The organism is Leucogemmata humicola (assembly GCF_055379415.1).
In genome coordinates this window covers 5438585-5462379 of the sequence record NZ_AP040875.1, presented here as the reverse complement: position 1 = coordinate 5462379, position 23795 = coordinate 5438585, and the positions used below count along the sequence as shown (strand labels likewise).

Here is a 23795-nt window from a genome sequence, read left to right as displayed (position 1 = left end):
TCAGGCACATCGTCTGCACACTCTCTGCGCAACCTTCAGCGGAGCGTGCAGTGATGGAGCGCAACGATTTCTCACCGGACGCGCCTGCGTCGAATCAGTCGGGTAACGAGCAAAACGCCGGCAATAGCGGCTTCGCCGATCGCGCGCGCAACATCGCCGGCTCGACGCACGACAAACTAGCCGACGTTGGATCGAACGTTCGCGAGCGCGCAGGGAACCTCAAGGATTCTCTCGCTGACGCACTTGAGACTGGTGCAAACAAGCTTCGGCACCGCCAAGGTGATCTCGCCGGCTCAACGGGAAGTGGCTCCGTTGCCGTCGAGGCCGACAGTCGGCCCGCCGATGTGTCGACGAATGTCGCTGGTGGAATGCAGGCCACTGCGTCCTGGCTTCGCGACGCCGACATCGACGGCATGACGTCGGGAATCGAGCGTCAGGTAAAGGAACATCCGGCTCGCTCGCTGCTCATCGCGGTCGGTCTCGGATACCTCATCGGGAAGGCATTCCGACGTTAGCGGTCGTTACGTGACGCACGCTTCGCGCACCACACCCGGTATAGGCACGCTGCTTCGCGATCTCGCCGAAGAGAGCGCCGCGCTCGCGCGCGCCGAGGTGCGCGTCACGAGACTCGAGCTTGGAGGAGTCGCGCGCGGAATTGGTAAAGGCACCGCGATCGCCGCAATCGGCGGAGTTTTCGCGCTACTTGGCGGATTGTCGCTGCTCGTGGGCGTCGTTCTGCTGATCGGCGATCAATGGATTCCGTCGGACAGATACTGGGTTGCCGCACTGATCCTGCTCGTCATCACATCCGCTATCGCGGCGTGGCTCGCTCGGCGTGGCGCGAAGTTCGTGTCGCCCTCCGAGCTCGCGCCAACGGAAACTGCAACGACGCTCAAGGAGGACTCGGAATGGCTGAAACAACGGCTGACGTCCGGCGGGACATCGAACTAACGCGCGAACGGATGTCGAGCACGCTCGCGCAGCTCGAGCAAAAACTCAATCTCACCCAACTGGTACGCGACAACCCATGGTCGGCACTCGCTATCGCCGTAGGCGCCGGCGTGCTCCTGAGTGGATCCGGGGCAGACATCAAAGCCGCTGCCGCAACAGTGGGCGCGACTCGAGGTGCCAGTAGCAAGATTGGCGCGGCGCTCGACGACGCCGTTGCGTCGCTCGTGTCGAATGTCCACGGTGTCGTCGAAGAGCGACTCGCGGGCTGGGCGGGTGAACTGAAAGGCGCCATTGGCGCGCCGTCGAACCGAGGCACGTTAGCGAGTCGCGCAGACTAGCGCGCAGCTCGGGCGTTCAATCGAATTCTACTCGAGACGCCGCCTGTGCCGCGCCAACGCGGCCGCGCGTGATGTCAGCTTTCGCGTAGTTCTCGGCACGGACCGGATGTCCGGCGAGCCGACGGAGCATTGAGATCTGGCCGACGTGCGTGAGCGCGTCGGCGATCGGCGCCTGAAAGAGTTCTTCCGCCGACCGATGCAGCGGCGCTCCGCTCGCGAAGTAGTCGTCGAGTCGCTCGAGTGCTACAAAGAATCGCGCGACGTCGCTATTCCAATCGGTCGCTGGCGTGTTCGCCCATTTATGCTCGCCGCGCGCAAGCCAGCTGGCCCAATCCAAGAGATCGCCAATGTGCGCGAGAATCTCTCCGGGGGTTCGCGTTCCTTCTGCGATGCGATAGCTCGCGAATTCCGGCGGCACGTCGCGAAAGGCCTTGCCTCCACGATAAGCGAGCGTGGCCAGCGTGTGGCGAAGCATTTCTCTGCCGCTCGTCTCGGCCGGAATCGTCATCGGTTCGATTCGTCGAAGGAGAGGTTGGAAAAATCCGCGCGCGTCAGCTCCCACACCATTGTATCGCGCGGCTCACCGGGAAAGATCGTCGAATTCTTCTCGAGCGTCGCGATGTGCCGATAGCCAATGCGCCGCGGAATCGCCCCACTCGGTTCGTTGCGAGGATCGCAGCGAATCTCTAGCCGATCGATTTCAGGAAACTCAAATGCCGCGCGGGTGAGTGCAATGACCGCCTCGGTCATGTACCCGTGTCCCGTCATGTGCTTATCGAGCCAGTAGCCGATCTCGAGCGCTCGAGGTCCAATCCGAGCATGGAAGCCAATGCCGCCGAGAAAGTATTGATCACTGCGGCGAAAAATGCCGAAGCCCCAATTCGGGCCCGTCTGAAACGACTCGGCGAATCCAACGATTCGGCGCTCGACATCTTCCAACGGTGTTGGTTCGTTCAACGCCCATGGAATCCACGGGAGCAGATGCTCGAGGTTCTCATCGATCGAGGCCTTCAGCGTCGGAGCGTCTGCGGGCTGGTAGCAACGAAGGACTAACCGCGGCGTGAGAATCTGCGCGGGCATGACGAACGAGTGCCAGGGCGTGGCGGCGGCGAGATCGGTCATGATTCAAATATGTAGCGCCTGTTGCGGGTCCGCATACATTGGTCGGATGAACAAGCAACGACTCGAGGCGTTCAGCGATGGCGTCATTGCCATCCTGATCACCATCATGGTTCTCGAGCTTCGGGTACCACATAGCCCACGGCTCGGTGCGCTCGCCGAGGTGATGCCGACCTTTCTCAGCTATGTGCTGAGCTTTGTCTACCTCGGCATCTATTGGAACAACCACCATCACATGCTGCACTTGACGAAACACGTCAACGGCGGAGTGCTGTGGGCCAATCTCCATCTATTGTTTTGGCTATCTCTGCTTCCGTTCGCTACGGCGTGGATGGGCGAGAACCACTTCGCCTCTGTGCCCACGGCATTTTACGGATGCATTCTGCTCGGCGCCGCGATCGCCTACTGGATTCTTTCTCGTGCAATCATTGCCGTCGACGGCGCGAACTCCGAATTGGCAATCGCCATCGGCAAGGACACGAAGGGAAAGATCTCCCCACTCTTTTATATCGTCGCCATTCCGCTGGCATTCGTGAATCAGTACTGGTCCGACGCGCTCTTTGTTGCCGTGGCGCTGATGTGGATCATTCCAGATCCGCGCATCGAGCGACGCTTCAGGCACCGATAAAAAAGAAAGGCGGAGAGCAGCCTGCTGCTCTCCGCCTTTTTTGTTCTCAGAACGCAATCATGCGTAGCGGATCCACTTTGCCACTTCTGCGAAGCTCGGCTTCTTACCGTACATCAGCATGCCGACGCGGTAGATTCGCGCTGAGAGCCATACCGCGCCGATGCACCCGACGAGCGCTACGAGAATCGACCCGCCCACCTCGAGCGGTGACACCGACGTCAGACCCATGCGCATGGGCATGATGATCGGCGACGACCACGGTAGCCACGACATGACAACCGCGAGTCGGCTGTTCGGATTGATCATCACCGGATTCACCATCAGCCAAGCGCTCATGATGAGAAGCATCACAGGCACCGCGGCCTGCTGGGCTTCCTGTTCGCTATTCACCATTGAACCAGCCGCCGCGTACAGCGCCGCGTAAAAGGTGAAGCCGACGAGGAAGAACGCGATCGCAACGCCGATGACACTCAGCGACAATCCGCCGAGTGCGCCAGCGAACGGCGACGCGCCAGCGGCGCCGGCTGAAGCCGTCGCCGCTGCCGGAGCAACGTTCTTGAGAATGACCGGAAGGATGAACTGCGATAGGTAGGTACCAATGGCGATCCAGGCGACCTGTTGGGTCAACCCAACCGCGCCGACGCCGAGCACCTTGCCGGCGAGCAACGCTTCAGGCTTCACGCTCGAGATCACCACCTCAGCGACGCGCGACGCTTTCTCCTCGAGCACGCCGCGCAGAACGTTCTGACCGTGAATGATGATCGACATGAAGAGCAACACGCCGACGATGACGCCAGCAATAATGCCTGCTTGACCCGATCCACCGCGGCCAGCATCGGTGATTCGTTCGCTCTGCATCTTCAGCGGCATGTGGTTGAATGCACTCACCACACTGTCCGTCAGTCCTTCGCGCTGCAGTCTCACGACTGATACCGATTGTCGAACGGCCGTCTGCAAGCGATCGATATCGGCCACGCTCGAGGCGTTTCGACCAGCATAATAGAACGAGCGGCCGATCATCGTGCTGTCCGTCAGCACCAGGTAGCCAGTCAATCCATTCTTCGCGACGACGTCGGCCGTAGCGCGATCTCGGAGCGCCGGCAGGTCGGCCGCCGACACCTGTTCGACAACCGGTTTTGCGCCGCTAGCGCTCGCGCCGCTATCCGCCATCAGGTTTTGCGAAACGCGCTCGCCGAGCGACGTGCCCGTCGCGTCGAGAATGCGGATGTTACGGACGTTCGATGACGCAGTGCTCTTGGTCGCGATCATGATCATGATCGCGAACACGACGGCCATGAGCGCCGGCACCGCGAGAGTAATCACGATGAACCAGCGCGAGCGAACTCGCTCGAGATATTCGCGCTTGGCAACGATGAGGATCTTATCCATGGCCGGACATCCCCTTTTCGACGCCAGTGGCGCCGACACGCTGAAGGAAAATTTGATGGAGTGATGGCTGCATCAATTCAAAGCGCTCGATATGCGCGCCGGTTTCCAGCAACCGACGCAGCAACACCTGCGTATCTGCGTTTGGCGCCAACTCCAACTCGAAGTAATTGTTGTTGTCGTCCACTTTCAGCACCAGCTGCGTATCGCGAAGCACGGGACCGATGCCATCGTGATGGCCGCCGGCCACCGTCAATGCGATGTTCCGTGCGCCCGCGCCCTGCTTCACGCCGGCAACGGTGCCGTCGAGCACCTTTTCGCCGCGTGCGATGATGCACACGGAGTCGCACATCTTCTCAGCATTGTCCATGATGTGCGTACTGAAGATCACCGTCTTGCCTCGGCGCTTCAGATCGACGACCGCATCCTTTAGCGCTTGCGCGTTGATCGGGTCGAGTCCGCTGAACGGTTCGTCGAGGATGACGAGATCCGGATCGTGCAGCAGCGCGGCGATGAATTGCACCTTCTGCTGCATACCTCGCGACAGTTCGTCGACCTTTGCGTCGCCCCAATTCTTTCCGTCGCCGCTGAGACTGAATCGCTCCAGCCATTCGTCGATGCGCTTCGAGGCTTCTTTCGGCGAAATTCCTTTGAGTTCGGCGAGGAACAGCAGAACACGACGTACCTGCATCTTCTTATACAGTCCGCGCTCTTCGGGCAGATACCCAACGCGGTTCAGGACGCCGGGCGACGTGTTCGGTTGACCGAACAGCGAGATCGAGCCGGCATCGGGCAAGATGATGTCGAGAATCATTCGGATGGTCGTCGTCTTCCCGGCGCCGTTGGGGCCGAGTAAGCCGTACACCGATCCGCGTGGCACCTGGAGCGACAGGTCGCGTACCGCGACGTGCTCCTCGTAGCGCTTCACGACATTTCGAATGTCGATCGCGAATTCAGACATGGAGGGGAGGGGAGGAATAGGCGGGCCGAGGCGCGCAAGAACTTGTACTAATACATTAGGACAAGTCTGGGTTTGCGCAAGCCTTCGTCCCTCACGACGGCCGGGTGACAAGGGAAGTTTCGCCTGTGGCGGGTTCCTCCGCGAGGCGCTTTCTTTGACCAATGCTCCCCTTTCTCGCCGACACCCTCCTGATCTACATCGCGGCCAGCCTCACCAAGCCAATTCAGCCGGTCTTGGACGCCTACATGGCCCGAACAGGCACCGTCATCCAGCGCGAAAGCGGCGCCTCGCTCGAACACGTCCGCAAGATCACCGAGCTACACCGGACGCCGGATCTCGTGCTCCTCGCCGACGTCGAGGTCATCTCGCAGCTCCTGGTGCCGAAGTACGCCAGCTGGTACGCCGAGTTTGCGCGGAACCGCATGGTCGTCGCCTACACCGACCGATCGAAGCACTCTCGCGAGATTACGACCGACAACTGGATGAGGATCCTCCAGGGCAGCGACGTCGAAGTCGGCAGAACCGACCAGAATCTCGCGCCGGTAGGCTACCGCACACTGCTCATGTTCTCGCTTGCGGAGCGGTTCTACAAACAACCCGGTCTGGCGGCGTCGCTCCTTCAGCACGCGCCAGAGCGCAACATTCGGCCGAACGCTGCTGAGCTCGCTGCACTGCTCGCTGCGGGAGAGCTGGACTACATCTACGACTATCAATCCGTCGCCGAATCCAACGGCTTTCGCTTCATTCCGCTTCCCGACGCCATCAACCTGGGCGATCCGAAGCGTGCGACCGAGTATGCCCAAGTTTCCGTTCGCGTCCGGGGTGCATCGGCCGGAACGACCGCTGAGTTCACCGGCCAACCGATTCTCTACGGTTTGAGCGTACCGAAAGACGCGCCGCACTCAGCAGAGGCGGCGCGGTTTCTCGGCTATCTGACGTCGCCGGGAGTGATCCAGACTCTGCGAGCTGCTCACGTCGACATGCTCGATCGTCCGATCGTCGTCGGTCCAGGTGCGCCGGCGGAAATTCGTAGTGGATCCGGTCGTTAGCGTTTTCGAAACGACCGCACCGCCGCGCCGACCGAGCGTCGTGTCGCGCGGCGCCGTCGCGGCGATCGTTGCGCTGCTGTCGTCGATCTTTCTGCTTTTCATTCTCGCGCCCGTCATCGGACTCGTTGCTGCCGGTGGCGCGCGCGGGCTCGCCGGCCTCGCACAGGATCGCGAGTTGCGCGCATCGCTGTGGCTCACGGCGTGGACCGCGACCGTCGTTACGATCCTTGGAGTGCTCGGTGCAACGCCGTTGGCGTATCTGCTCGCACGACGAGCATTTCCCGGCCGGGCGATCGTCTCCGCGCTGATGGACGTTCCGCTGGTCATCCCACATCCCGTCGCTGGCATTGCACTCCTGCTGGTTCTTGGGCGCGCGAGCCCGATCGGCGGCGCGCTGTACGCAGCGGGACTTCGCGTGGCGGGCTCGCCGACTGGAATCATCTGCGCAATGTTGTTTGTGTCGGCGCCGCTCTACGTGAGCGCGGCGCGCGAAGCGTTCGCCCGCGTCGATGCGCGCTACGAGTCGGTGGCACGGACGCTCGGCGACGATCCATGGCGCGCGTTTCGGCGCGTAACGCTTCCCCTCTCAGCGCGCGGATTGACTGCCGCTGCCGTGGTGATGTGGGCGCGCGCTGTCAGCGAGTTCGGCGCGATCGTCATCCTCACGTACAATCCGAAAGTCGCGAGCGTGTTGAGTTACGATCGCTTCACGAGTTTTGGCTTGAGCGAAGCGCTTCCTGTCGCCGCTGTGCTCGTGCTGTTCGCCCTCGTGCCACTCGCAGCGCTTCGTGCGCTTCGTTCGGGTGCGTCGTATCCGGCGGCATAGCCCAGCGCGATGATTTCACTCCAGGGCGTTAGCGCGCGCGCCGGTAACTTCTCGCTCGCTGACATCACCTTCGATGTCCCGCAGGGCGCGTATGGCGTCGTGATTGGTCCCGCCGGTGCCGGAAAGACCACGCTGCTCGAGACGATCGCCGGCGTCGTTCGCGTTTCGTCGGGAAAGATCTTGCTGGGCGGCGACGATCTCACACATGCGCCGCCCGAGCTGCGACGAATTGGAATCGTCTATCAACACGCGTATCTGTTTCCGCATCTCACCGTGCGACAGAACGTCGAGTATGGGGCAACGAGCAAGGAAGTCGTCGACGACATGATCGACCGCTTTGGCGTCGACGCGCTCGCGCATCGGTCGGTTGCATCGCTCAGCGGGGGCGAGCGACAGCTCGTCGCCATCGCCCGAACGCTGGCGCGTCGTCCTGAATTCTTGCTGCTCGACGAACCGTTCAGCGCGCTCGATCCGCGCACTCGTAACATTGCGCGCCGAATTCTTCGTACGATCTACTTCGAGCGTCGCTTCACCGTTCTGCAGGTGACCCACGACTTTAGCGAAGCAGGCCTCCTCGGCGACGTCGCGATCATGCTCGACCGCGGTCGCGTGGTGCAAAAGGGCGATCCCGAAGACGTGTTTCGCAAACCTGCGTCGCCGTATATCGCCGATTTCCTGGGTGCCGAGAATGTGTTCTCTGGAATCGCACGACCCATTCGTCCCGAGCCGCCAGACTGGTATGAGGCTGCCGAGGAGGAATTCATTCAGCATGCGGTCGCCTTCACCACAGGAACGCTGACGTTTTATGCTCTCGGAGACGTCGTTCCGGGGCCCACGCATGCGGTGATTCGCGCGGAGGAGGTATCGCTGTCTGCCGAGCCGTCCATGTCGTCGGTACAGAACCAGTTTCGTGGAACGATTCGCGAGATCGTTCCGGCCGGAGCGCTGACGCGCATCATCGTCGACGCGAGTGGAACTCCGATCGTCGCGGCGGTGACAGCACGGTCGGTTCGTGAAATGCAGCTTTTCACCGGCGTCGAGGTCGTCGTCGGGTTCAAGGCAACAGCCGTACACCTTTGCTAGCTATCGCCGTCTTCACGGCGTCTGACCCTCACCGTACGTTTCTCAGATGACACAGATCAAATTCGTTGGGGCACTCGTTGCTGCGCTGATCGCATCGCCAATTGCGGCGCAACAGTTCGCGATTCCGGCATCGAATGCCAGAGTTCGTGCGGCGCTCGACATCATCAAGAACGACAACGCGTGGACGCTGCAGCAGCAGATGGAGCTGACGCAGATTCCGTCGCCTCCGTTCAAGGAGTCGGTGCGTGCGGCCGAATTCAAGCGACGTCTCGAAGCCATTGGGCTCCGCAATGTGCGCATCGATGAAGTTGGCAATGTCATCGCCGAACGAAAGGGAACGGGCAAGGGTCCGACGGTTCTCATCGAAGGGCACCTCGACACCGTGTTCCCCGAGGGAACCGACGTCACGATCAAGCGAAAGGGCGACACGCTCGTCGCGCCAGGTATCAGCGATGACGATCGCGGACTTGCGACGGTGCTTGCTGTCGCGCGCGCATTCGAGAAAGCCGGTGTGCAGACGAACGGCACGGTGTACTTCATTGGTAACGTCGGCGAAGAGGGTCCGGGAAATCTTCGCGGAACGCGCCACCTGCTCACCAAGGAATTGAAAGGCAAGATCGACTACTTCATCACTGTCGACGGCGACGGACTCGGGGTGACGAGTCGCGCTGTTGGCAGCAATCGATACAAGGTCACGTACAAGGGGCCGGGCGGACATAGCTACGGTGCATTCGGAATTCCGAACCCGATTCACGCACTCGGCCGTGCAATCTCGTTGATTTCCGACATTCAAGTTCCGGCTAACCCGAAGACGACATTCAACGTCGGCGTCATTTCCGGCGGCACGTCGGTGAACTCGATTCCATTCGAGGGTGCAATGGAAGTGGACATGCGTTCCGAGAGCGCGGCCGAGTTGACGACGATCGACGGCAAGGTGATGAAGGCGCTCAAGCAGGCGCTCGATGCAGAGAATGCGCGTTGGCCCGGTCCGCGCGCCGCAGCCGCGAAGCTTTCGCTCGTGATCGACACGATCGGCATTCGACCGACAGGCGGTCAGGCCGATGAAGCGCCGATCGTTCAGACTGCGATGTCTGCGGCGAAAGCACTTGGTTTCAGCACGAGCACTGGCGCCTCGAGTACCGACGCCAACATTGCGATCAGCCTTGGCTTGCCCGGTATTCGCATTGGCGGTGGTGGCCAGGGCGGCGGCGCACACGCGCTCAACGAGTGGTACGTCGACACGCCGGATGCGTATCGCGGACCGCAATGGGCCGCGCTGCTAGTTGCCGCGCTTGCCGGTGTTTCGTCGGGCGCTGGCGTCACGCCCTGACATCGATGCGCACACGTTCACTGCTTCTCGCCGCGGCACTCGCCTCGCCCGTCGCGGCGCAGCAGTCCCCGGCAACATTTCATCAACTCGGCCACGCAATTCTGCGCGAGTTGATCGAGACGAACACTACGGGTTCGCGTGGCAACACGACCATCGCCGCGCAGCAACTGCAAACGCGTTTCGAGCAGGCCGGGTTTCCTGCGGCCGACGTTCAGGTCGTTGGGCCGACACCAAAGAATCGAAATCTCGTCATTCGCTATCGTGGTAGCGGCGCGCACAAGCCAATTCTGCTGCTAGCGCATCTCGATGTGGTTGAAGCGAAGCGCGCGGATTGGACGTACGATCCGTTCGTGTTGAGCGAGCACGATGGCTACTTCTACGGGCGGGGAACGCAGGATCAAAAGGGCGGAGCGGCGTCGCTCGTCACCGCGCTACTTCGCCTGAAGGAAGAAAAGTGGGTTCCCGATCGCGATCTGATCCTCGCGCTCACCGCTGGCGAAGAGGGCGGTATGCCCTACAACGGTGTCGAGTGGTTGATCAAGAATCGCCACGATCTGATCGACGCCGAATACACGATCAACGTCGATGCTGGCGGTGGAGAGATCGAGGGCGGCAAGCACACGCTGTTCGATGTTCAAGCGGCGGAAAAGGTCTTTCATTCTATATCGCTCACCGCGAAGAACTCCGGCGGACACAGCTCGCTGCCGCGCAAGGACAACGCGATCTACGCGCTCGCCGGTGCGCTGGATCGACTGGGCAAATACGAATTTCCGGTCAAGATCAACGACGTCGTCAAAGCGTATTTCTCCAAGGCCGCGGCAACCGCGAGTCCGCCGGTAGCCGCCGATATGAGGAAGCTCGCGAGTGGTGTGAGTGATCCGGCCGCGATTGCGCGATTGAGCAAGACGCCGTTGTACAACGCGCTGATGCGCACGACTTGCGTCGCGACGATGCTCGAAGGCGGTCACGCCGAGAACGCGCTGCCGCAGAGCGCGAAGGCGACTGTGAATTGCCGGATGTTGCCGGGTGAAGACGCCGTAGCAGTCGAGAAGACGATCGCTCGCGTGGTCAACGATACGTCGGTACACGTCGCGCCGATCGATACGGCGGTTCCAAGTCCAGCGTCACCGCTGCGCGCCGATCTGTTTGCGGCCGTCGAAGCGTCGGTGAAGGCAATTTGGGGCCCGGTTCCCATCGTGCCGATCATGGAGACCGGCGCCACCGATGGGTTGTTCCTGCGAAACGCGGGCGTTCCCGTCTACGGGTTCAGCGGGCTGTTCATCGCGATCGACGATGTGCGCGCACATGGAAAGGACGAGCGAATTCTGGTCAAGTCGTTCGACGACGCGCTGGATTTCACGTACGACCTGCTGCGCCGGATCACGAAATAGTCAGCCGTCGTTCTTCGTGAGTCGGTCCAACTCCTCGCGTCCAATGCCGACGTTCCACGGGATCAACTCGTACTGCGCCAGCCCGAACGTCACGTAGGGATCGCCGTCGCGTACGCGATCGAGCGTCGCTGCCACGTCGTCGTCCGGCACGTTGAGCAACAGCACTCCGCCGGTTCGCGGATCCATCGGGCCTGACGCGATGAGGATTCCCTCATCCTTGAGCTCCTTGAGGTATCCGCGATGCTGTTCCGTGACCTCGGCCACTTCTTCGAGCGGACGACGGTAGCGAATGACGGCAATGGCGTACATTAGGCGAAAACCTCCCGTGCGTGTTGGATACCGGCGACGAGTGCATCGACGTCGTCTTCGGTATTGTAGACGTAGAATGATGCACGCGCCGTCGCCGGCAGATTGAGGCGCCGCATCAACGGTTGCGCGCAGTGGTGACCGGCGCGAACGCACACTCCAACTTCGTCGAGAATTGTCGCGAGATCGTGCGGGTGAATGTCACCAACCGTAAAGCTTACGACACCACTTCGTTGCGCCGGCGGGGGACCATACACGGTCACGTCGGAAATTGCCTGGAGCTTCTCGGTCGCCAACGCGGTCAGCGCCTGTTCGTGCGCGCGCACCACATCCATTCCAACGCCGCTCAGATAGTCGCACGCCGCCGCGAGGCCCACGGCATCGGCAACATTCGGAGTGCCGGCTTCGAGTTTGTGCGGCAGCACGTTCCATGTCGTCTGTTCATCGCCCACGAACTCGATCATGTCGCCGCCCGTCTGATACGGCGGCATCGACTCGAGTAGGGATCGGCGGCCGACGAGGCAGCCAATGCCCATAGGGCCGAGCATCTTGTGGCCGCTGAACGCGTAGAAGTCGACGTCGAGCGAGTCGAGATCGAGCGGGAAGTGCGGCACAGCCTGCGCACCGTCGCAGACGATCACGGCACCGGCTCGTCGAGCGATCGCGATTAACTCCGACACCGGATTGATCGTCCCCAGCGCGTTCGATACGTGATTGAACGCGGCGACTCTCGTGCGCGGCCCAACGAGCGACGCAAATTGCTCGACGTCGATCTCGCCCGTGCTCGTGACGTCGCAAATGCGCAGCTTGGCGCCCGTCGAAATGGCGAGTTGCTGCCACGGAACGAAGTTGGCGTGATGCTCGAGCCCCGTGATCACGATCTCGTCGCCCGACCGAACGTTCGCGCGTCCCCAGGCGCTCGCGACGAGATTGATCGACTCCGTCGTGCCGCGCGTAAAGATCACGCGCGCAGCGTCCTGTACTCCGATGAACTTTGCGATGCGGTCGCGCGCGTCGTGATATCGATCAGTCGCGCGAGCCGATAGTGCGTATGCGCCGCGATGCGGATTGGCGTTGTCGTTGGCGTAGTACTGCATCATCGCGTCGAGCACGGCCTGCGGCTTTTGCGACGTGGCCGCCGAATCGAGATAATGCAGCTTCGGATTCGCGGCGAGCAACGGAAAGTCGGATCTATTGATCATGCGGCCGCCTTGGGCCCGACGAGGACGCGTCCCTGTTCGATGCGAACAGAAAATACCGGAACAGGATCTTCAGCTGGTCCGCGGCACGCACGACCGGTGCGGCAGTCGAAGCGCGCGCCATGCCACACGCATTCGAGTGTGCCGTCGTTGCGCAGCGTCCCGTCGGACAACAGGAACTCGGCATGTGTGCACTCATTTCCCACGGCGCCGATCGTTCCGCGGTAGTTGAACAGGCAGATCTCGTATCCGTCCGATCGCTTCACACCGAGCATCGCTCCCTCTCGAAGATCATCGACATCCGCGAGGTACTCGAACTCCGTCATGCTCCTTCCAACGGCGGTGATTCGGGTCCTTCCTGTTCAGTCGATACTGCTTCCGCTGCCGCACCCGGTTCGAGCGCCGAGTGCAGCGCATGCCAGGCCAGGCTCGCGCATTTCACTCGCAGTGGAAACTTCGACACACCGCCAAGGGCGCGCAGAGAGCCAAGCGACGCGTGCTCCGATTCCGGCAGCTGTCCAATCACGAGCTGATGGAACCGCTCGAACAGCGCCTCGGCCTCCACTCGCGTCTTACCCTTAACGGCCGATGTCATGAGCGACGCCGATGCTTTCGAGATCGCGCAGCCCTGACCGCGGAAACTCACATCGGCGATCACGTCGCCATCCATCTTCAACCACAGCGTGAGCGCGTCACCGCACAGCGGATTGCGACCCTCGATCTTGCGGTCAGCATTCTCCATCTCCCGGAAGTTGCGGGGCTTCCGGTTGTGCTCGAGGATGATTTCCTGATACAGCGCCTCGGTGGCCATCAACCGCCCCGAAGCGAACGCCGCGCGGTGATCACACGAACCGCTCCAGCGTCGCCTGCTCGAGCGCGATGCGAATGTCGTCGACTTCGATGGTCTCGAGCACGTCGGCGCAGAACGCGTACGTCAGCAGACGGCGCGCCCGGTTGTTCTCGATACCACGGCTCTTGAGATAGAACAACGACGCCTGATCGATCTGGCCGATCGTTGCGCCGTGCGTGCACTTCACATCGTCGGCGTAGATCTCGAGCTGCGGCTTCGTATCGATCTGCGCCGTCGGCGAGAGCAGCAGCGTCTTGTTCGTCTGCTTGCCGTCGGTCTTTTGCGCGATCGGGTGCACGTACACTTTGCCGTTGAACACGCCGTGCGAACGTCCGTCGAGCACGCCCTTGTAGAGCTCTCGGCTAAAGCAGTTCGGTTGGGCGTGAATGATCTCCGTCTGCTGATCGCAGTGCTGTTCGCCGTCCAACATGTACAACCCGTTCAGCGTGGCACCGGCGCCTTCGCCGTCGAGCGTCGTGTAGACGTTCGTGCGTGAAAGCGATGCACCCGTGGATAGCGCGAACGAGATGTAGTGACTGTCGCGTGCCTGATGCGCTTCGATCGTTCCCACGTGGAACGCGCGCGAACCCTCGCGCTGCATCTTGTAGTGCCGAAGCGTGGCACCCTCGCCGAGCGAGACTTCACTGACGGCGTTGGTGAAGTACATCGCATCCGTCGTCGAGACATAGCTCTCGATGACCGTGGCGCGTGCATTCCGACCGACATGAATGAGGTTGCGGGGGTGCATCATCCCCTTGGCCGCAGTCGCGTCGGTGACGTAGATCAGATGGATCGGCTTCGCGATCTCGGCGTCGCGCGCGATCTCGATCAGCGCGCCGTCGTGCATGAACGCCGTGTTCAACGCGGTGAAGGCATGCGACTCGTATCGTGAGATGCGGCCGATGTTCTCCAACGCATCCGACGCATTTTCCCACGACGTACCGAGATCGCGGACCAACACGCCAGCCGGCAACGCACCCAGCTCCGAGAGTTCAGGCGCGAAGCGGCCATTCACGAAGACCATCGTGTGCCAGTCCGTCGCGCCAAACTGGAACGCGGCGAGCTCATCGCGACTAACGTCGCCGCTGCGGGCCGTGAGCAGCACGAACTCCTGCTCGGAGATCGGCGAAACACTCGTGAAGTGCCAGTCCTCGTTCTTCGTCGTCGGGAAGCCAAGTCCCGCGAAGCGCTCGAATGCTGCGCGACGGATCGACTCCAGCCACGCTGGAGCCGGCGCACCGGACACCAGAGTGTCGAATGCTTCGACGTACGACTCGACCGGGCTTCCGTCGATCATGGGAGCGGTCACGCCCTCGCCCCTGCCAGCGCATCGGAGGCGGAGCCCGACGTAACCCAGTCGTAGCCCTTCTCCTCGAGCTCCAGCGCCAAGTCCTTTCCACCAGACTTGAGAATGCGTCCGTTCGCCAATACGTGCACGAAGTCCGGCACGATGTAGTTGAGCAGACGCTGATAGTGCGTCACGACGATCGTGGCGTTGTCGGGACGCTTCAATTTGTTCACGCCATCGGCGACGATGCGCAGCGCATCGATGTCCAGACCCGAGTCCGTCTCATCGAGAATGCCGAGCTTGGGCTGCAACACGGCCATCTGCAGGATCTCGTTGCGCTTCTTTTCGCCGCCCGAGAATCCAGTGTTCACGGAACGCGTGAGCATCGCCGCGTCCATGTCGACGAACGCCAGCTTCTCGTCCATCAGGTCGGCGAATTCGAGCGGATCGATTTCCTCTTCACCACGCGCTTTGCGAATTTCATTGTACGCCGCGCGGAGAAAGTACGCGTTCGACACGCCGGGAATCTCGACCGGATACTGAAACGCGAGGAAGATGCCCTGCTGAGCGCGCTCTTCCGGCTGCAGCTCGAGCAAATCCTTGCCGTCGTACGTGACCGAGCCGCCCGTCACTTCGTATGCCGGGTTTCCAGCCAACACCTGCGCGAGTGTGCTCTTTCCCGATCCGTTCGGACCCATGACCGCGTGCACTTCGCCGCGTTCAATGGTGAGGCTCAAGCCCTTCAAGATAGGCTTGTCGGCGACGCGTGCTTCGAGGTCCTTAATGACGAGCAAAGACATTCTAGTCTGAATTTATGGCGAATATCGAATTTCTACGTTCACTAATATCGTACTTGTCGTTCGGAGGTCTCAGGTCTCTGGTCTGAGGTCTCAGGGTAAGCGCGACCTGATCCCTTCGCTGTTTCCCTCAGACCTCAGACCTCAGACCCGAAACCAAAATCGGTCGGTTCCAAAACCTGCTGTATTAGTCCAACCGACTGCTAGCCAACACTACCCTCTAGCGTTATTCCGAGCAGCGCTTGCGCCTCGAGGGCAAACTCCATCGGCAGTTCCTTAAACACTTCCTTGCAGAAGCCCGACACGATCATCGACACAGCCTGCTCGGCGCTCAAACCCCGCGCCTTCAGATAGAAGATCTGATCTTCGCCAATCTTCGACGTCGATGCTTCGTGCTCGACGATCGCCGTGTTGTTGCCGACTTCGACGTACGGGAACGTGTGCGCGCCGCAACGGTTGCCGACGAGCATTGAATCGCACTGCGTATAGTTGCGTGCGCCCGCTGCCTTGGGCAGCACGTGCACTCGACCGCGATACGAGTTGTTGCCCTGACCCGCCGAGATGCCCTTCGACACGATCGTCGACTTCGTGTTGCGGCCGATGTGAATCATCTTCGTGCCCGTATCGGCCTGCTGGTGGTTGTTCACCACCGCAACCGAGTAGAACTCGCCGACGGAGTTATCGCCCTTCAAAATCACGCTCGGATACTTCCACGTGATCGCCGAGCCCGTCTCCACCTGCGTCCACGAGATCTTGGCGTTCTCTTCCGCGCGTCCACGCTTCGTGACGAAGTTGTAGATACCGCCCACGCCATCCTTGTCGCCGGCGTACCAGTTCTGGACCGTCGAGTACTTGATCGTCGCGCCCTTGAGCGCCACGAGCTCAACCACTGCCGCGTGCAGCTGATTCGTGCTGCGCTTCGGCGCGGTGCAACCTTCGAGATAGCTGACGTATGAACCTTCGTCGGCGACGATCAGCGTGCGCTCGAACTGGCCCGTATCCGCCGAGTTGATTCGGAAGTACGTCGACAGTTCCACCGGGCAGCGAACACCCTTGGGCACATAGACGAACGATCCATCGGAAAACACGGCGCTATTCAGCGCCGCAAAATAGTTGTCGCTGTACGGAACGACGGAGCCGAGATACTTCTCGATGAGATCGGGATGCTCGCGCAGCGCTTCGCCGAACGAGCAGAAAATGATTCCGTGTTTCGCGAGTTCATCGCGCATCGTCGTGCCGACCGACACCGAATCGAAAATCGCATCGACCGCCACGCCCGACAGCATCTTCTGCTCGTTGAGCGGAATGCCGAGCTTCGCGTAGGTCTTCAGCAATTCGGGGTCGACTTCATCGAGACTGCCGAGCGGCTTCGCCGTCTTGGGCGCCGAGTAGTAGCTCGTCGCCTGATAGTCGATTGGACCGTAGTGAACATTCGGCCAGTGCGGCTCCTTCATCGTGAGCCAGCGACGATACGCCTTCAGCCGCCACTCCACCATGAATGCCGGTTCGCTCTTCTTCGCCGAGATCGCGCGAACGACGTCTTCGTTCAGCCCAGGCGGCATCGTATCCGACTCGATGTCGGTCACGAAGCCGTGCTGATACTCCCGGCTGATAAGGGATTCGATCGAGCTACTCATTACCAATGCCCCAAGCGTTGCGAGTCGTCGTCCAATTCAATAATTCCGCGATCATCGAGGCGGCAAATGCCGTCCCTGCGGACGCGACGCAACTTATTTTCGGTGAATCGTTTGCGGACAGTTCGGATGCGACGTCCGCTGCCGACCGCCGGAAGTCAGGCAAAGTCGGACAAGCTGATAAAATTAGTCGGTTTTACAGGGCGAAGGCTAGGGTCCTACCGGTGTCGACCGAGGGTCCACCAAAGGACTCCCGCCAGCACGACGCCTAATCCGGCCAGAAGTTGGACCCGCCTCGTGTGACGACCGGCAGGATTGTCATCGTCCACCACCACCCGTTCGGCTGTCTCCAGCGTCGGGCGGCGTCCGGATTCGTCGTTCCGGGTCGAATGGGGCGGTGCCACGCCAATCTCCCCCGTCGGCGCCTCGCGGGTAAAACGCAGCTTGGCAAACGCGATTTCGACGGTGTCGCCGTCGCTCAGCATTAGCGGATGCTCCAGCCGGCGTCCGTTCAGCAGTGCTCCCATGGCGCCCATGGAATGAATCGCGAAGCCGCCCGCCTCTCGCCGAACCTCGGCGTGAAAACGCGACGCGGTCGGATCGCGCAACACGACCGCATTTGACGCATCGCGCCCAATCGGCGTAGACCGGCTCGTGAGCGGATGGGCGACGCGCCCGGTTTCGTCGACCAGAAATCCGTATTCCGCCGCCGGCTCGCCGACCGTCGCCGTCGTCGGCAGTTCGTGGGTGTACGTGAACCGGCCGCTTCCGGCCAGAATCGTTGCGCCGTCGCGCACGTCGGTGGCTTTCATCACCTGCCGTCCATTCAGCGCCACCACATTGTCCGGCGAGTTCGCCTCGACCGCGATGGAGGTGCCCCGAACACGGACAACGAAATGCCGCGCCGTGAGGTCGGCGGTAGACACACGCCAATCCGCGTCCACTCCGCTGCCGACGACGGTGTCGCCCTCGAGCAGTTCGCGAGTGGTGGTGCCGAGTGCGAGCCAGGGCATTAGACGAGCTCTCCCATGATGCGACGCAAAAGCGCCGCGGCGAGGTCCACTTTGTACCCGTTCTTCGACAGCGGTTCCGCGTCGTACAGCGCACGCTCGGCCAGAGTGGCAATCGCATCTTCGTCCAGACCGCCAGACGACACGTCTTCTTCGACCGACGAGTTCACCCGCCACGGACGCGGCGCAACTCCTCCCAGGACGATTCGAACCTCGCCATCGGTTCGCTTGCATCCGGCGATGCTCACCAACGCGAAATCCCAAGCCTCTCGCTGCATGAGCTTGTGGTATCGCTGAGTGCCCCCTGACGACGCGCCGGGAATGACGATCGCTGAGATGAATTCACCCGGACTTAAAGTGATTTCTAGGTCTGTTCGCTCGCTTGGAAGCGAATACAAGTCCGCAATAGAAAGCGTTCTCGTGCCAGAAATAGAAGTCACTTCAACGACAGCATCTAGTGCGTTTAGCGCCACTGCTGGATCAGACGGATGGACCGCGTAGCACGGACCCGCGTCGAGGATCGCCAGGTACTGATTCTCGCCGTCGACCGCCGGACAGTGGCTACCGCCGTTCTTCAGACACGGAATTCCGCGCCGAAAGTACCAGCATCTCGGGCGCTGACAGAGATTCCCGCCGAGCGTTCCCATGTGACGGAGCGCCGGTGTGCCGACCACCTCACATGCTTCGGCGAGCGCGGCGAACCGATCCCGCACCAAGGCGTCGTTCGCGATGTCGGACACTCGCGTCGCCGCGCCAATGCGAATTCCGCCGTCGCGCGTTGCGGTGATTCCGGCGCTTCCCGGAATCGTTCGCAGATCCACGAGCACATCCGGCAGCGTGATCTCCTCGGCGATCGTCGTCAGGAGGTCGGTCCCACCGCCGAGTGCGACGGCGCCGGGTTGGGAAAGCTGCTGTGCGGCGTCGTCAGCGGACGCGGCTTGGCGATATAGAAAGGGGTGGGTCACCAAAACAAAATGGCGAGACCGTTTGGTCCCGCCATAGCGAACTTCGCAAAAGCGCCGATTAGTGCGCGGGTGAGCTCGCGTGTTCAGGTTCGGCTTGGGGGCCTGAGCCCTTGCCGTGCCAGGTCACGTCGGTCGGATGCTTGTACGTCTGCTTATGGATGTACGTGACGCCCCCAATCATGACGAGAGCGAGGATGATCACGGCGGTCGCGAAACCCCATCCACCGTTCGTTTCCGCGGGTACGTAGCGGTCAATATGGTCGGCCATGGCGGTGAATATAGGGGATCTGGGCCGTGAAGGGGTAGATCTGTTCGTCACAGCTGGGACGGCAAACACTCATCGCACACCCGTAGCGAATCGGTAAAATGCGAAGAAATCGAGAACCTTTCGCCCCGATGCGGGTGTCTCAAGTGTTGAGCGGGACCTAGGTTGGTGCACCCGCCGATTCAGCGACTGTGACGTGACTGTTCTTCGAGACGAGCTCCAGCGTACACTTGGAACGACCCACACCCTCGAGCGAGAGCTCGGTGGCGGCGGCATGTCCACAGTGTTCGTGGCGCGAGACAATGCCCTCGGACGGTCCGTCGTGATCAAGGTGCTGCCGTACGAGCTCGCGGCCACGGTCTCTGTCGACCGGTTCAAGCGCGAAATCATGCTCTCGGCGGCCCTCCAGCACCCGCATATCGTGCCGGTGCTGAGCGCGGGCGAAACGGCTCCCGACGAAGCAGGCGCGCCGTCGATGCGGCTGCCCTTCTTCATCATGCCGTTCGTGGAAGGCGAGTCGCTGCGTGCGCGGCTATCGCGAGGTCCGCTGTCGGTGCGTGAGGCGGTCAGCATTCTCAAGGACGTCACGCGCGCGCTCGCCTACGCTCACGGCCGCGGAATCATCCATCGCGACATCAAGCCCGACAACATCCTGCTATCGTCGGGTGCCGCGACCGTCACCGATTTCGGCGTTGCCAAGGCGATTTCCGCGTCGCGCGAAACGGCGAGCTCCAAGCCCACGACTCGCGCGGGAACGATCACGCTCGTTGGCACCTCGATCGGCACGCCGGCGTATATGGCGCCCGAGCAAGCGGCGGGCGATCCGAACACCGATCACCGGGCAGATCTCTACGCACTTGGCATCGTCGGCTACGAGATGCTCGTCGGAACGCCGCCGTTTCACGGTCGTGCACCGCAACAGCTGCTAGCCGCACAGCTCACCGAGCCGCCTGCTCCGATCGGGTCGCGAAGGTACGACGTGCCCGAAGCGCTCGCATCGCTCCTCATGCGGATGCTGGAAAAGGATCCGGCAAAGCGCCCCAAGACCGCGGCCGAAGTCACGCGCGCGCTCGAGGATCCGGCCGTCGTCAGTGGAACGTTCGTCTCGGCGGCGACTCCCAATGTGCAACGCCCCCGACGCGTGCTGTGGGCGCTCGCCGGCGCGGGCATTCTCGCATCGGTGGCAGCGGGCGGAGCGTGGTTCAACAATCGGCGCTCGCCGAGTGTCGCTACCAATGGTGTTGCGACCGCGCCGGTCGTGGCCGCGAAGTCGCTGGCCGTAATGCCGCTCGTCAACATCAGCCGCGACACGAGCGACGCATACTTCGCCGCCGGAATGACCGCCGAGCTGACGAATGCACTCAGTCGAATTCCCGGACTTCGCGTTGCCAACGCTACTGAAGGAGCCAAGCGCGATCAGGCCGCGAGTCCGACGGACGTCGGCAAGTCGCTCGGCACTACGATGGTGCTCGCTGGAACGGTGCAGCGCGACAAGAATCGCCTGCGCGTCACGGCGCGCCTCGTGAACACGGCCGACGGCTTCACCGTTTGGTCCGACATGTTCGAGCGCGACTCGAAGGATGTCTTTCGAGTTCAAGACGAGATTTCATCGGCCATCGTCGCTGCGATCTCACCCGAGCTGACGTCCGGCGGTGCTGCGCTCGCAGCTGCGCCGGCTCCGGCGCCCGCGGCGCCGACAACGACTGCCGCAAACAATCACGGCACGAGCGATCTGCAGGCGTACGATCTGTACTTGCGTGGCCGGTACTTCTTCGAGAAGCGCGGTGAAACTGGATTGCGTCGCGCGCTCGATTACTTCGAACAGGCTGCGAAAAAGGACACGGGCTTTGCGCGGGCGTACGCCGGAATCGCCAACGTGTACGCGCTGTTGCCGCTCTACGCCAACGTGCGCGTCGACTCGCTCATGCCTCTCGCAATGGCGGCGATCAACAAGTCGATTGCGCTCGACAGCACGCTGCCCGAAGCATTCGCATCGCGCGCAACGCTGCTGCAATCCGGCTGGCGATGGGCTGACGCGGAGCGCGACTACAAGCGCGCGCTGGCGCTCGATCCAAATCTCGCGGCGGCGCACCAATGGTATGGAGAACTCCTGTTGCTGAACGGCCGAGCGTCCGAGGCACGCACGCAACTCAAGCGCGCAACGGAGCTCGATCCGCTCTCTCCGATTGGCTTCGGCTCGTACGCGCTGGCGCTCGCCGTGACGCGCACGCTCGACAGCGCCGCGATTGCTGGCCGTCGCGCCGTGGAGCTCGACTCCACGCTGCTCGTCACGCGCTTTATGCTGGGCACCGTGTACCTGCAGGCCGGTAAGCTGCCCGAAGGCATTCGCCAGCTGGAGTCTGCCGCCAAGCTCGACTCCTCGTCGACGCAGACGCTCGGCCTGTTAGGATATGCTTACGCCAAGTCCGGGAATACGGCTCGCGCAACGGCGTTGGCGAAGTCTCTCGAAGAACGGATCGGGAAGGTGAGTGGCGCGGGTGCGGCCGCCGCTCGAGTGTACCTCGGCCTCGGCGACAACGCACACGCGCTCACGCTCCTCGAGCGCGCCGCCGCCGACCACGACTCGTTCTACTCGAGCGAATCGTTGTCGGAGACGTTCTTCGACCCGATCCGCGCCGATCCTCGCTTTGCCGCAATCGTAGCCAAAGTCGGGTTGGATCAGCGCGTTTTGAGCAGGTAGCGACCTGGCTCGCTGCAGCGCGAGTTAGTTTGCAGCCTTGCTCAACAAGTTCTTCGCACCGTCGCGATGCGCGACGAATGCCGGCGCCACCTTCACCACGAGCTCCTTCAACTCGCCATTTTGAATGGCGGGCAATAGCGTGGACTGGACCGCGGCGATCACGGCGTCGTGATAGGCGACTTCACTCTGCAGGAACGCCTTGTCGAACTCTGCACCCGACAGCCCGTTCAGCTTCTTCATGACTGCCGCATGATCCTTGGCGCTGTTGTCGTCCTTCGGGGGCGTAGGCGTGACACCGAGCTTCTTCGCCAGGTCGCGCCCCTGCTGCCGAACCGCCTTGTGGTCGCGCGCCAGCATTGCGCCGAAGTCGCGGACGGTCTTGGTGCTCCCCTTCTTTGCGCCGAGCTCGCCGGTTTCGATGTCGGCCGTGTTCGCGGCGTCGAAGATTGCGACGATCGTGGCATCATCGAGCGCGGGCGTGGACGGAACCGGAGCGGCACTACCAGTGCGAAGACTGAAGGCCAGCGCGCCAACGGCGAAAACCGTGGCGACGGGAAAGACGCGCTTCATTGGAAAATCTCCTGAGGTTGAGGTGGACGCGATGTGTACGTCACCATTCGGAGATCGGATCTATCGGCGGCAAACGGGCTCGAACGCGCAACCTGCGGTCGGGCTGAGTCGTCCAACTTCGATGCGACGCGCCTGTTGCCTTCTCCTCGCCCTGATCGCCCCCATCGCCTGTGCGCGACCGGTGCTCTACTACCCGACGCCTGAAAGCGCGGGTGTGCCGAGTGCCTCGACTGTCGCGACGATCGCACGTGACAGCGCACCGCCGATGCCGAGCGACGTGGCGTCGATGAGCGACGACGCGTACCTCCACTATCGACACATCCTCGTGCCGGTTGCAGGCGCCGACATGTCGCGCGTCGACGACTCGTTCACCGAGCCGCGCGACGGAGACCGTGTGCATCGCGCGATCGACATCCTGGCCCCGCGCGGTACGCCGATTCTCTCGGCCGACGACGGGCGTATTCTCCGGATGTCGACGAACACGCTCGGCGGAATCTCGATGTACACGGTCGATGCCAACGCGCGGCTCGTCTACTACTACGCGCATATGGATCACTACAACGAGGCCATGTTGCCCGGTCGTACCATCGTTCGAGGCGACACGCTTGGCTTCGTGGGCACGACCGGAAACGCGCCGAAGGACACGCCGCACCTGCACTTTCAGGTCATGCGCTGGCCGACCGACGGCAAATACTGGAATGGCGAGCCGATCAACCCATTCGACGCGCTCGGCGGTGTCCGCCGTGGCCGCGAACGGCCGCCAGAGCAGTAGGTTTCGGCATGCCACTTTCCTCGAAGGACCGCGCGGCGCTTCGCGCTGAAGCGCATCACCTGAGCTCCTCGGTGCACGTCGGCCAGCATGGCCTGACGGAGACCGTGCGTCAAACCATTGAAGACGCACTACGAACGCACGAGCTGGTGAAGATCCAGTTTTCCAAGAACGCAGACGTGAGTGCCAAAGAAGTGGCGAACGATCTCGCGTCCGACGTTGGCGCCGACGTGGTGCAGGTCATTGGCCATACGATGACCATCTATCGCGAGAATCCGGAGCTCAAGCGGAAAGACGGAGTGCCGCCTTGGCGGAAGTGATCAGGGGCGTCGCCGTTACTCGCTAGGCCGCTTTGTCCCACGTGTATTGACCGGGTTGT

At 61.9% G+C, this 23795-nt stretch carries 27 protein-coding genes; 12 read left to right on the top strand and 15 right to left on the bottom strand.

Annotation, left to right across the window (positions count from 1 at the left end; all coding sequences use genetic code 11):
* The first annotated feature begins 50 nt into the window (after positions 1 to 50).
* The 3 genes from AC6H4Z_RS23480 to AC6H4Z_RS23470 are packed head-to-tail and all read left to right on the top strand — an operon-like array spanning position 51 to position 1289.
* Positions 51 to 515, top strand: a complete 465-nt coding sequence (locus tag AC6H4Z_RS23480; protein WP_497544403.1) for a hypothetical protein — start codon at positions 51 to 53, stop codon at positions 513 to 515.
* A gap of 10 nt (positions 516 to 525) precedes the next feature.
* Complete coding sequence (locus AC6H4Z_RS23475; protein ID WP_497544402.1) at positions 526 to 951, top strand: phage holin family protein; 426 nt, start codon at positions 526 to 528, stop codon at positions 949 to 951.
* The gene (locus AC6H4Z_RS23470) at positions 909 to 1289 is read left to right on the top strand and encodes a DUF3618 domain-containing protein (protein ID WP_497544401.1); all 381 of its coding nucleotides are present in this window, start codon (positions 909 to 911) and stop codon (positions 1287 to 1289) included. Before AC6H4Z_RS23475 ends, AC6H4Z_RS23470 begins: the two co-directional genes overlap by 43 nt.
* Before the next feature lie 16 nt (positions 1290 to 1305).
* Here AC6H4Z_RS23470 and AC6H4Z_RS23465 read toward each other — a convergent pair whose 3' ends face one another.
* Positions 1306 to 1797, bottom strand: coding sequence for a DinB family protein (locus AC6H4Z_RS23465; RefSeq protein WP_497544400.1), 492 nt, complete (start codon positions 1795 to 1797; stop codon positions 1306 to 1308).
* Positions 1794 to 2411, bottom strand: a complete 618-nt coding sequence (locus tag AC6H4Z_RS23460) for a GNAT family N-acetyltransferase (RefSeq protein WP_497544399.1) — start codon at positions 2409 to 2411, stop codon at positions 1794 to 1796. The genes AC6H4Z_RS23465 and AC6H4Z_RS23460 overlap by 4 nt, the downstream gene beginning before the upstream one ends.
* A 46-nt stretch (positions 2412 to 2457) precedes the next feature.
* Here AC6H4Z_RS23460 and AC6H4Z_RS23455 point away from each other — a divergent pair, with 46 nt between their 5' ends.
* Positions 2458 to 3036 carry a TMEM175 family protein gene (locus AC6H4Z_RS23455; RefSeq protein WP_497544398.1) on the top strand — a complete coding sequence of 193 codons (579 nt, stop codon included), beginning with the start codon at positions 2458 to 2460 and terminating at the stop codon, positions 3034 to 3036.
* Between the two features lie 57 nt (positions 3037 to 3093).
* On the opposite strand, the gene AC6H4Z_RS23450 is transcribed toward AC6H4Z_RS23455, so the two are convergent.
* Positions 3094 to 4425 (bottom strand): ABC transporter permease, encoded by a 1332-nt coding sequence (locus AC6H4Z_RS23450; RefSeq protein ID WP_497544397.1) that lies wholly within the window; start codon positions 4423 to 4425, stop codon positions 3094 to 3096.
* Positions 4418 to 5383 carry an ABC transporter ATP-binding protein gene (locus AC6H4Z_RS23445; protein ID WP_497544396.1) on the bottom strand — a complete coding sequence of 322 codons (966 nt, stop codon included), beginning with the start codon at positions 5381 to 5383 and terminating at the stop codon, positions 4418 to 4420. The genes AC6H4Z_RS23450 and AC6H4Z_RS23445 overlap by 8 nt, the downstream gene beginning before the upstream one ends.
* A 161-nt stretch (positions 5384 to 5544) precedes the next feature.
* Here AC6H4Z_RS23445 and AC6H4Z_RS23440 point away from each other — a divergent pair, with 161 nt between their 5' ends.
* Genes AC6H4Z_RS23440 through AC6H4Z_RS23420 form a run of 5 tightly spaced genes read left to right on the top strand, consistent with a single transcriptional unit; the run spans position 5545 to position 11062 of the window.
* The gene (locus AC6H4Z_RS23440) at positions 5545 to 6432 is read left to right on the top strand and encodes an extracellular solute-binding protein (protein WP_497544395.1); all 888 of its coding nucleotides are present in this window, start codon (positions 5545 to 5547) and stop codon (positions 6430 to 6432) included.
* Positions 6416 to 7258, top strand: a complete 843-nt coding sequence (locus AC6H4Z_RS23435) for an ABC transporter permease (RefSeq protein ID WP_497544394.1) — start codon at positions 6416 to 6418, stop codon at positions 7256 to 7258. Before AC6H4Z_RS23440 ends, AC6H4Z_RS23435 begins: the two co-directional genes overlap by 17 nt.
* Positions 7259 to 7267: 9 nt before the next feature.
* Entirely contained in the window at positions 7268 to 8341 is a 1074-nt protein-coding gene (locus AC6H4Z_RS23430; protein ID WP_497544393.1) for an ATP-binding cassette domain-containing protein, read from the top strand.
* 46 nt (positions 8342 to 8387) lie between these two features.
* The gene (locus AC6H4Z_RS23425) at positions 8388 to 9671 is read left to right on the top strand and encodes a M20/M25/M40 family metallo-hydrolase (protein ID WP_497544392.1); all 1284 of its coding nucleotides are present in this window, start codon (positions 8388 to 8390) and stop codon (positions 9669 to 9671) included.
* A 5-nt stretch (positions 9672 to 9676) separates the two neighbouring features.
* On the top strand, positions 9677 to 11062 hold the full coding sequence (locus tag AC6H4Z_RS23420) for a M20/M25/M40 family metallo-hydrolase (RefSeq protein WP_497544391.1): 1386 nt from the start codon (positions 9677 to 9679) through the stop codon (positions 11060 to 11062).
* Here the strand turns inward: AC6H4Z_RS23420 and AC6H4Z_RS23415 are convergent, their stop codons facing one another.
* The 10 genes from AC6H4Z_RS23415 to AC6H4Z_RS23370 all read right to left on the bottom strand — a co-directional run bounded on the left by AC6H4Z_RS23415 (position 11063) and on the right by AC6H4Z_RS23370 (position 19379).
* Positions 11063 to 11371: a YciI family protein gene (locus AC6H4Z_RS23415; RefSeq protein ID WP_497544390.1), complete on the bottom strand. Its 309-nt coding sequence runs from the start codon at positions 11369 to 11371 to the stop codon at positions 11063 to 11065. It lies immediately after the preceding gene.
* Positions 11371 to 12570, bottom strand: coding sequence for an aminotransferase class V-fold PLP-dependent enzyme (locus tag AC6H4Z_RS23410; protein ID WP_497544389.1), 1200 nt, complete (start codon positions 12568 to 12570; stop codon positions 11371 to 11373). The genes AC6H4Z_RS23415 and AC6H4Z_RS23410 overlap by 1 nt, the downstream gene beginning before the upstream one ends.
* Positions 12567 to 12893: a non-heme iron oxygenase ferredoxin subunit gene (locus AC6H4Z_RS23405; RefSeq protein ID WP_497544388.1), complete on the bottom strand. Its 327-nt coding sequence runs from the start codon at positions 12891 to 12893 to the stop codon at positions 12567 to 12569. Before AC6H4Z_RS23405 ends, AC6H4Z_RS23410 begins: the two co-directional genes overlap by 4 nt.
* Positions 12890 to 13378: a Fe-S cluster assembly sulfur transfer protein SufU gene (sufU, locus tag AC6H4Z_RS23400; RefSeq protein ID WP_497544387.1), complete on the bottom strand. Its 489-nt coding sequence runs from the start codon at positions 13376 to 13378 to the stop codon at positions 12890 to 12892. The genes AC6H4Z_RS23405 and sufU overlap by 4 nt, the downstream gene beginning before the upstream one ends.
* A 31-nt stretch (positions 13379 to 13409) precedes the next feature.
* Positions 13410 to 14726, bottom strand: a complete 1317-nt coding sequence (sufD, locus tag AC6H4Z_RS23395; RefSeq protein ID WP_497544386.1) for a Fe-S cluster assembly protein SufD — start codon at positions 14724 to 14726, stop codon at positions 13410 to 13412.
* Positions 14723 to 15505, bottom strand: coding sequence for a Fe-S cluster assembly ATPase SufC (gene sufC / locus AC6H4Z_RS23390; protein ID WP_497544385.1), 783 nt, complete (start codon positions 15503 to 15505; stop codon positions 14723 to 14725). The genes sufD and sufC overlap by 4 nt, the downstream gene beginning before the upstream one ends.
* A gap of 200 nt (positions 15506 to 15705) precedes the next feature.
* A complete protein-coding gene (sufB, locus tag AC6H4Z_RS23385) occupies positions 15706 to 17139 on the bottom strand; it encodes a Fe-S cluster assembly protein SufB (protein WP_497544384.1) in 1434 nt (477 codons plus the stop codon).
* Positions 17140 to 17354: 215 nt separating this feature from the next.
* A complete protein-coding gene (locus AC6H4Z_RS23380) occupies positions 17355 to 18149 on the bottom strand; it encodes an FHA domain-containing protein (RefSeq protein WP_497544383.1) in 795 nt (264 codons plus the stop codon).
* Positions 18149 to 19111 carry an FAD binding domain-containing protein gene (locus AC6H4Z_RS23375; protein ID WP_497544382.1) on the bottom strand — a complete coding sequence of 321 codons (963 nt, stop codon included), beginning with the start codon at positions 19109 to 19111 and terminating at the stop codon, positions 18149 to 18151. Before AC6H4Z_RS23375 ends, AC6H4Z_RS23380 begins: the two co-directional genes overlap by 1 nt.
* A gap of 58 nt (positions 19112 to 19169) precedes the next feature.
* Positions 19170 to 19379 (bottom strand): hypothetical protein, encoded by a 210-nt coding sequence (locus AC6H4Z_RS23370; RefSeq protein WP_497544381.1) that lies wholly within the window; start codon positions 19377 to 19379, stop codon positions 19170 to 19172.
* A gap of 193 nt (positions 19380 to 19572) precedes the next feature.
* Here AC6H4Z_RS23370 and AC6H4Z_RS23365 point away from each other — a divergent pair, with 193 nt between their 5' ends.
* A complete protein-coding gene (locus AC6H4Z_RS23365) occupies positions 19573 to 22077 on the top strand; it encodes a protein kinase domain-containing protein (protein WP_497544380.1) in 2505 nt (834 codons plus the stop codon).
* Positions 22078 to 22101: 24 nt separating this feature from the next.
* On the opposite strand, the gene AC6H4Z_RS23360 is transcribed toward AC6H4Z_RS23365, so the two are convergent.
* The gene (locus AC6H4Z_RS23360) at positions 22102 to 22647 is read right to left on the bottom strand and encodes a DUF4142 domain-containing protein (RefSeq protein WP_497544379.1); all 546 of its coding nucleotides are present in this window, start codon (positions 22645 to 22647) and stop codon (positions 22102 to 22104) included.
* A 121-nt stretch (positions 22648 to 22768) separates the two neighbouring features.
* On the opposite strand from AC6H4Z_RS23360, the gene AC6H4Z_RS23355 reads away from it, so the two are divergent.
* Entirely contained in the window at positions 22769 to 23419 is a 651-nt protein-coding gene (locus AC6H4Z_RS23355; protein ID WP_497544378.1) for a M23 family metallopeptidase, read from the top strand.
* Positions 23420 to 23427: 8 nt separating this feature from the next.
* Complete coding sequence (yhbY, locus tag AC6H4Z_RS23350) at positions 23428 to 23736, top strand: ribosome assembly RNA-binding protein YhbY (protein ID WP_497544377.1); 309 nt, start codon at positions 23428 to 23430, stop codon at positions 23734 to 23736.
* Positions 23737 to 23795 lie beyond the last annotated feature (59 nt).

Coding starts and splice junctions, on each gene's coding strand:
- AC6H4Z_RS23430 (WP_497544393.1), top strand. CDS start 7,268: ATGATTTCACTCCAGGGCGTTAGCGCGCGCGCCGGTAACTTCTCGCTC.
- AC6H4Z_RS23455 (WP_497544398.1), top strand. CDS start 2,458: ATGAACAAGCAACGACTCGAGGCGTTCAGCGATGGCGTCATTGCCATC.
- AC6H4Z_RS23355 (WP_497544378.1), top strand. CDS start 22,769: ATGCGACGCGCCTGTTGCCTTCTCCTCGCCCTGATCGCCCCCATCGCC.
- AC6H4Z_RS23440 (WP_497544395.1), top strand. CDS start 5,545: ATGCTCCCCTTTCTCGCCGACACCCTCCTGATCTACATCGCGGCCAGC.
- AC6H4Z_RS23380 (WP_497544383.1), bottom strand. CDS start 18,149: ATGCCCTGGCTCGCACTCGGCACCACCACTCGCGAACTGCTCGAGGGC.
- AC6H4Z_RS23410 (WP_497544389.1), bottom strand. CDS start 12,570: ATGATCAATAGATCCGACTTTCCGTTGCTCGCCGCGAATCCGAAGCTG.
- AC6H4Z_RS23450 (WP_497544397.1), bottom strand. CDS start 4,425: ATGGATAAGATCCTCATCGTTGCCAAGCGCGAATATCTCGAGCGAGTT.
- AC6H4Z_RS23370 (WP_497544381.1), bottom strand. CDS start 19,379: ATGGCCGACCATATTGACCGCTACGTACCCGCGGAAACGAACGGTGGA.
- sufB (WP_497544384.1), bottom strand. CDS start 17,139: ATGAGTAGCTCGATCGAATCCCTTATCAGCCGGGAGTATCAGCACGGC.
- AC6H4Z_RS23445 (WP_497544396.1), bottom strand. CDS start 5,383: ATGTCTGAATTCGCGATCGACATTCGAAATGTCGTGAAGCGCTACGAG.
- AC6H4Z_RS23420 (WP_497544391.1), top strand. CDS start 9,677: ATGCGCACACGTTCACTGCTTCTCGCCGCGGCACTCGCCTCGCCCGTC.
- AC6H4Z_RS23425 (WP_497544392.1), top strand. CDS start 8,388: ATGACACAGATCAAATTCGTTGGGGCACTCGTTGCTGCGCTGATCGCA.
- sufU (WP_497544387.1), bottom strand. CDS start 13,378: ATGGCCACCGAGGCGCTGTATCAGGAAATCATCCTCGAGCACAACCGG.
- yhbY (WP_497544377.1), top strand. CDS start 23,428: ATGCCACTTTCCTCGAAGGACCGCGCGGCGCTTCGCGCTGAAGCGCAT.
- AC6H4Z_RS23460 (WP_497544399.1), bottom strand. CDS start 2,411: ATGACCGATCTCGCCGCCGCCACGCCCTGGCACTCGTTCGTCATGCCC.
- AC6H4Z_RS23405 (WP_497544388.1), bottom strand. CDS start 12,893: ATGACGGAGTTCGAGTACCTCGCGGATGTCGATGATCTTCGAGAGGGA.
- sufC (WP_497544385.1), bottom strand. CDS start 15,505: ATGTCTTTGCTCGTCATTAAGGACCTCGAAGCACGCGTCGCCGACAAG.
- AC6H4Z_RS23465 (WP_497544400.1), bottom strand. CDS start 1,797: ATGACGATTCCGGCCGAGACGAGCGGCAGAGAAATGCTTCGCCACACG.
- AC6H4Z_RS23360 (WP_497544379.1), bottom strand. CDS start 22,647: ATGAAGCGCGTCTTTCCCGTCGCCACGGTTTTCGCCGTTGGCGCGCTG.
- AC6H4Z_RS23470 (WP_497544401.1), top strand. CDS start 909: ATGGCTGAAACAACGGCTGACGTCCGGCGGGACATCGAACTAACGCGC.
- AC6H4Z_RS23415 (WP_497544390.1), bottom strand. CDS start 11,371: ATGTACGCCATTGCCGTCATTCGCTACCGTCGTCCGCTCGAAGAAGTG.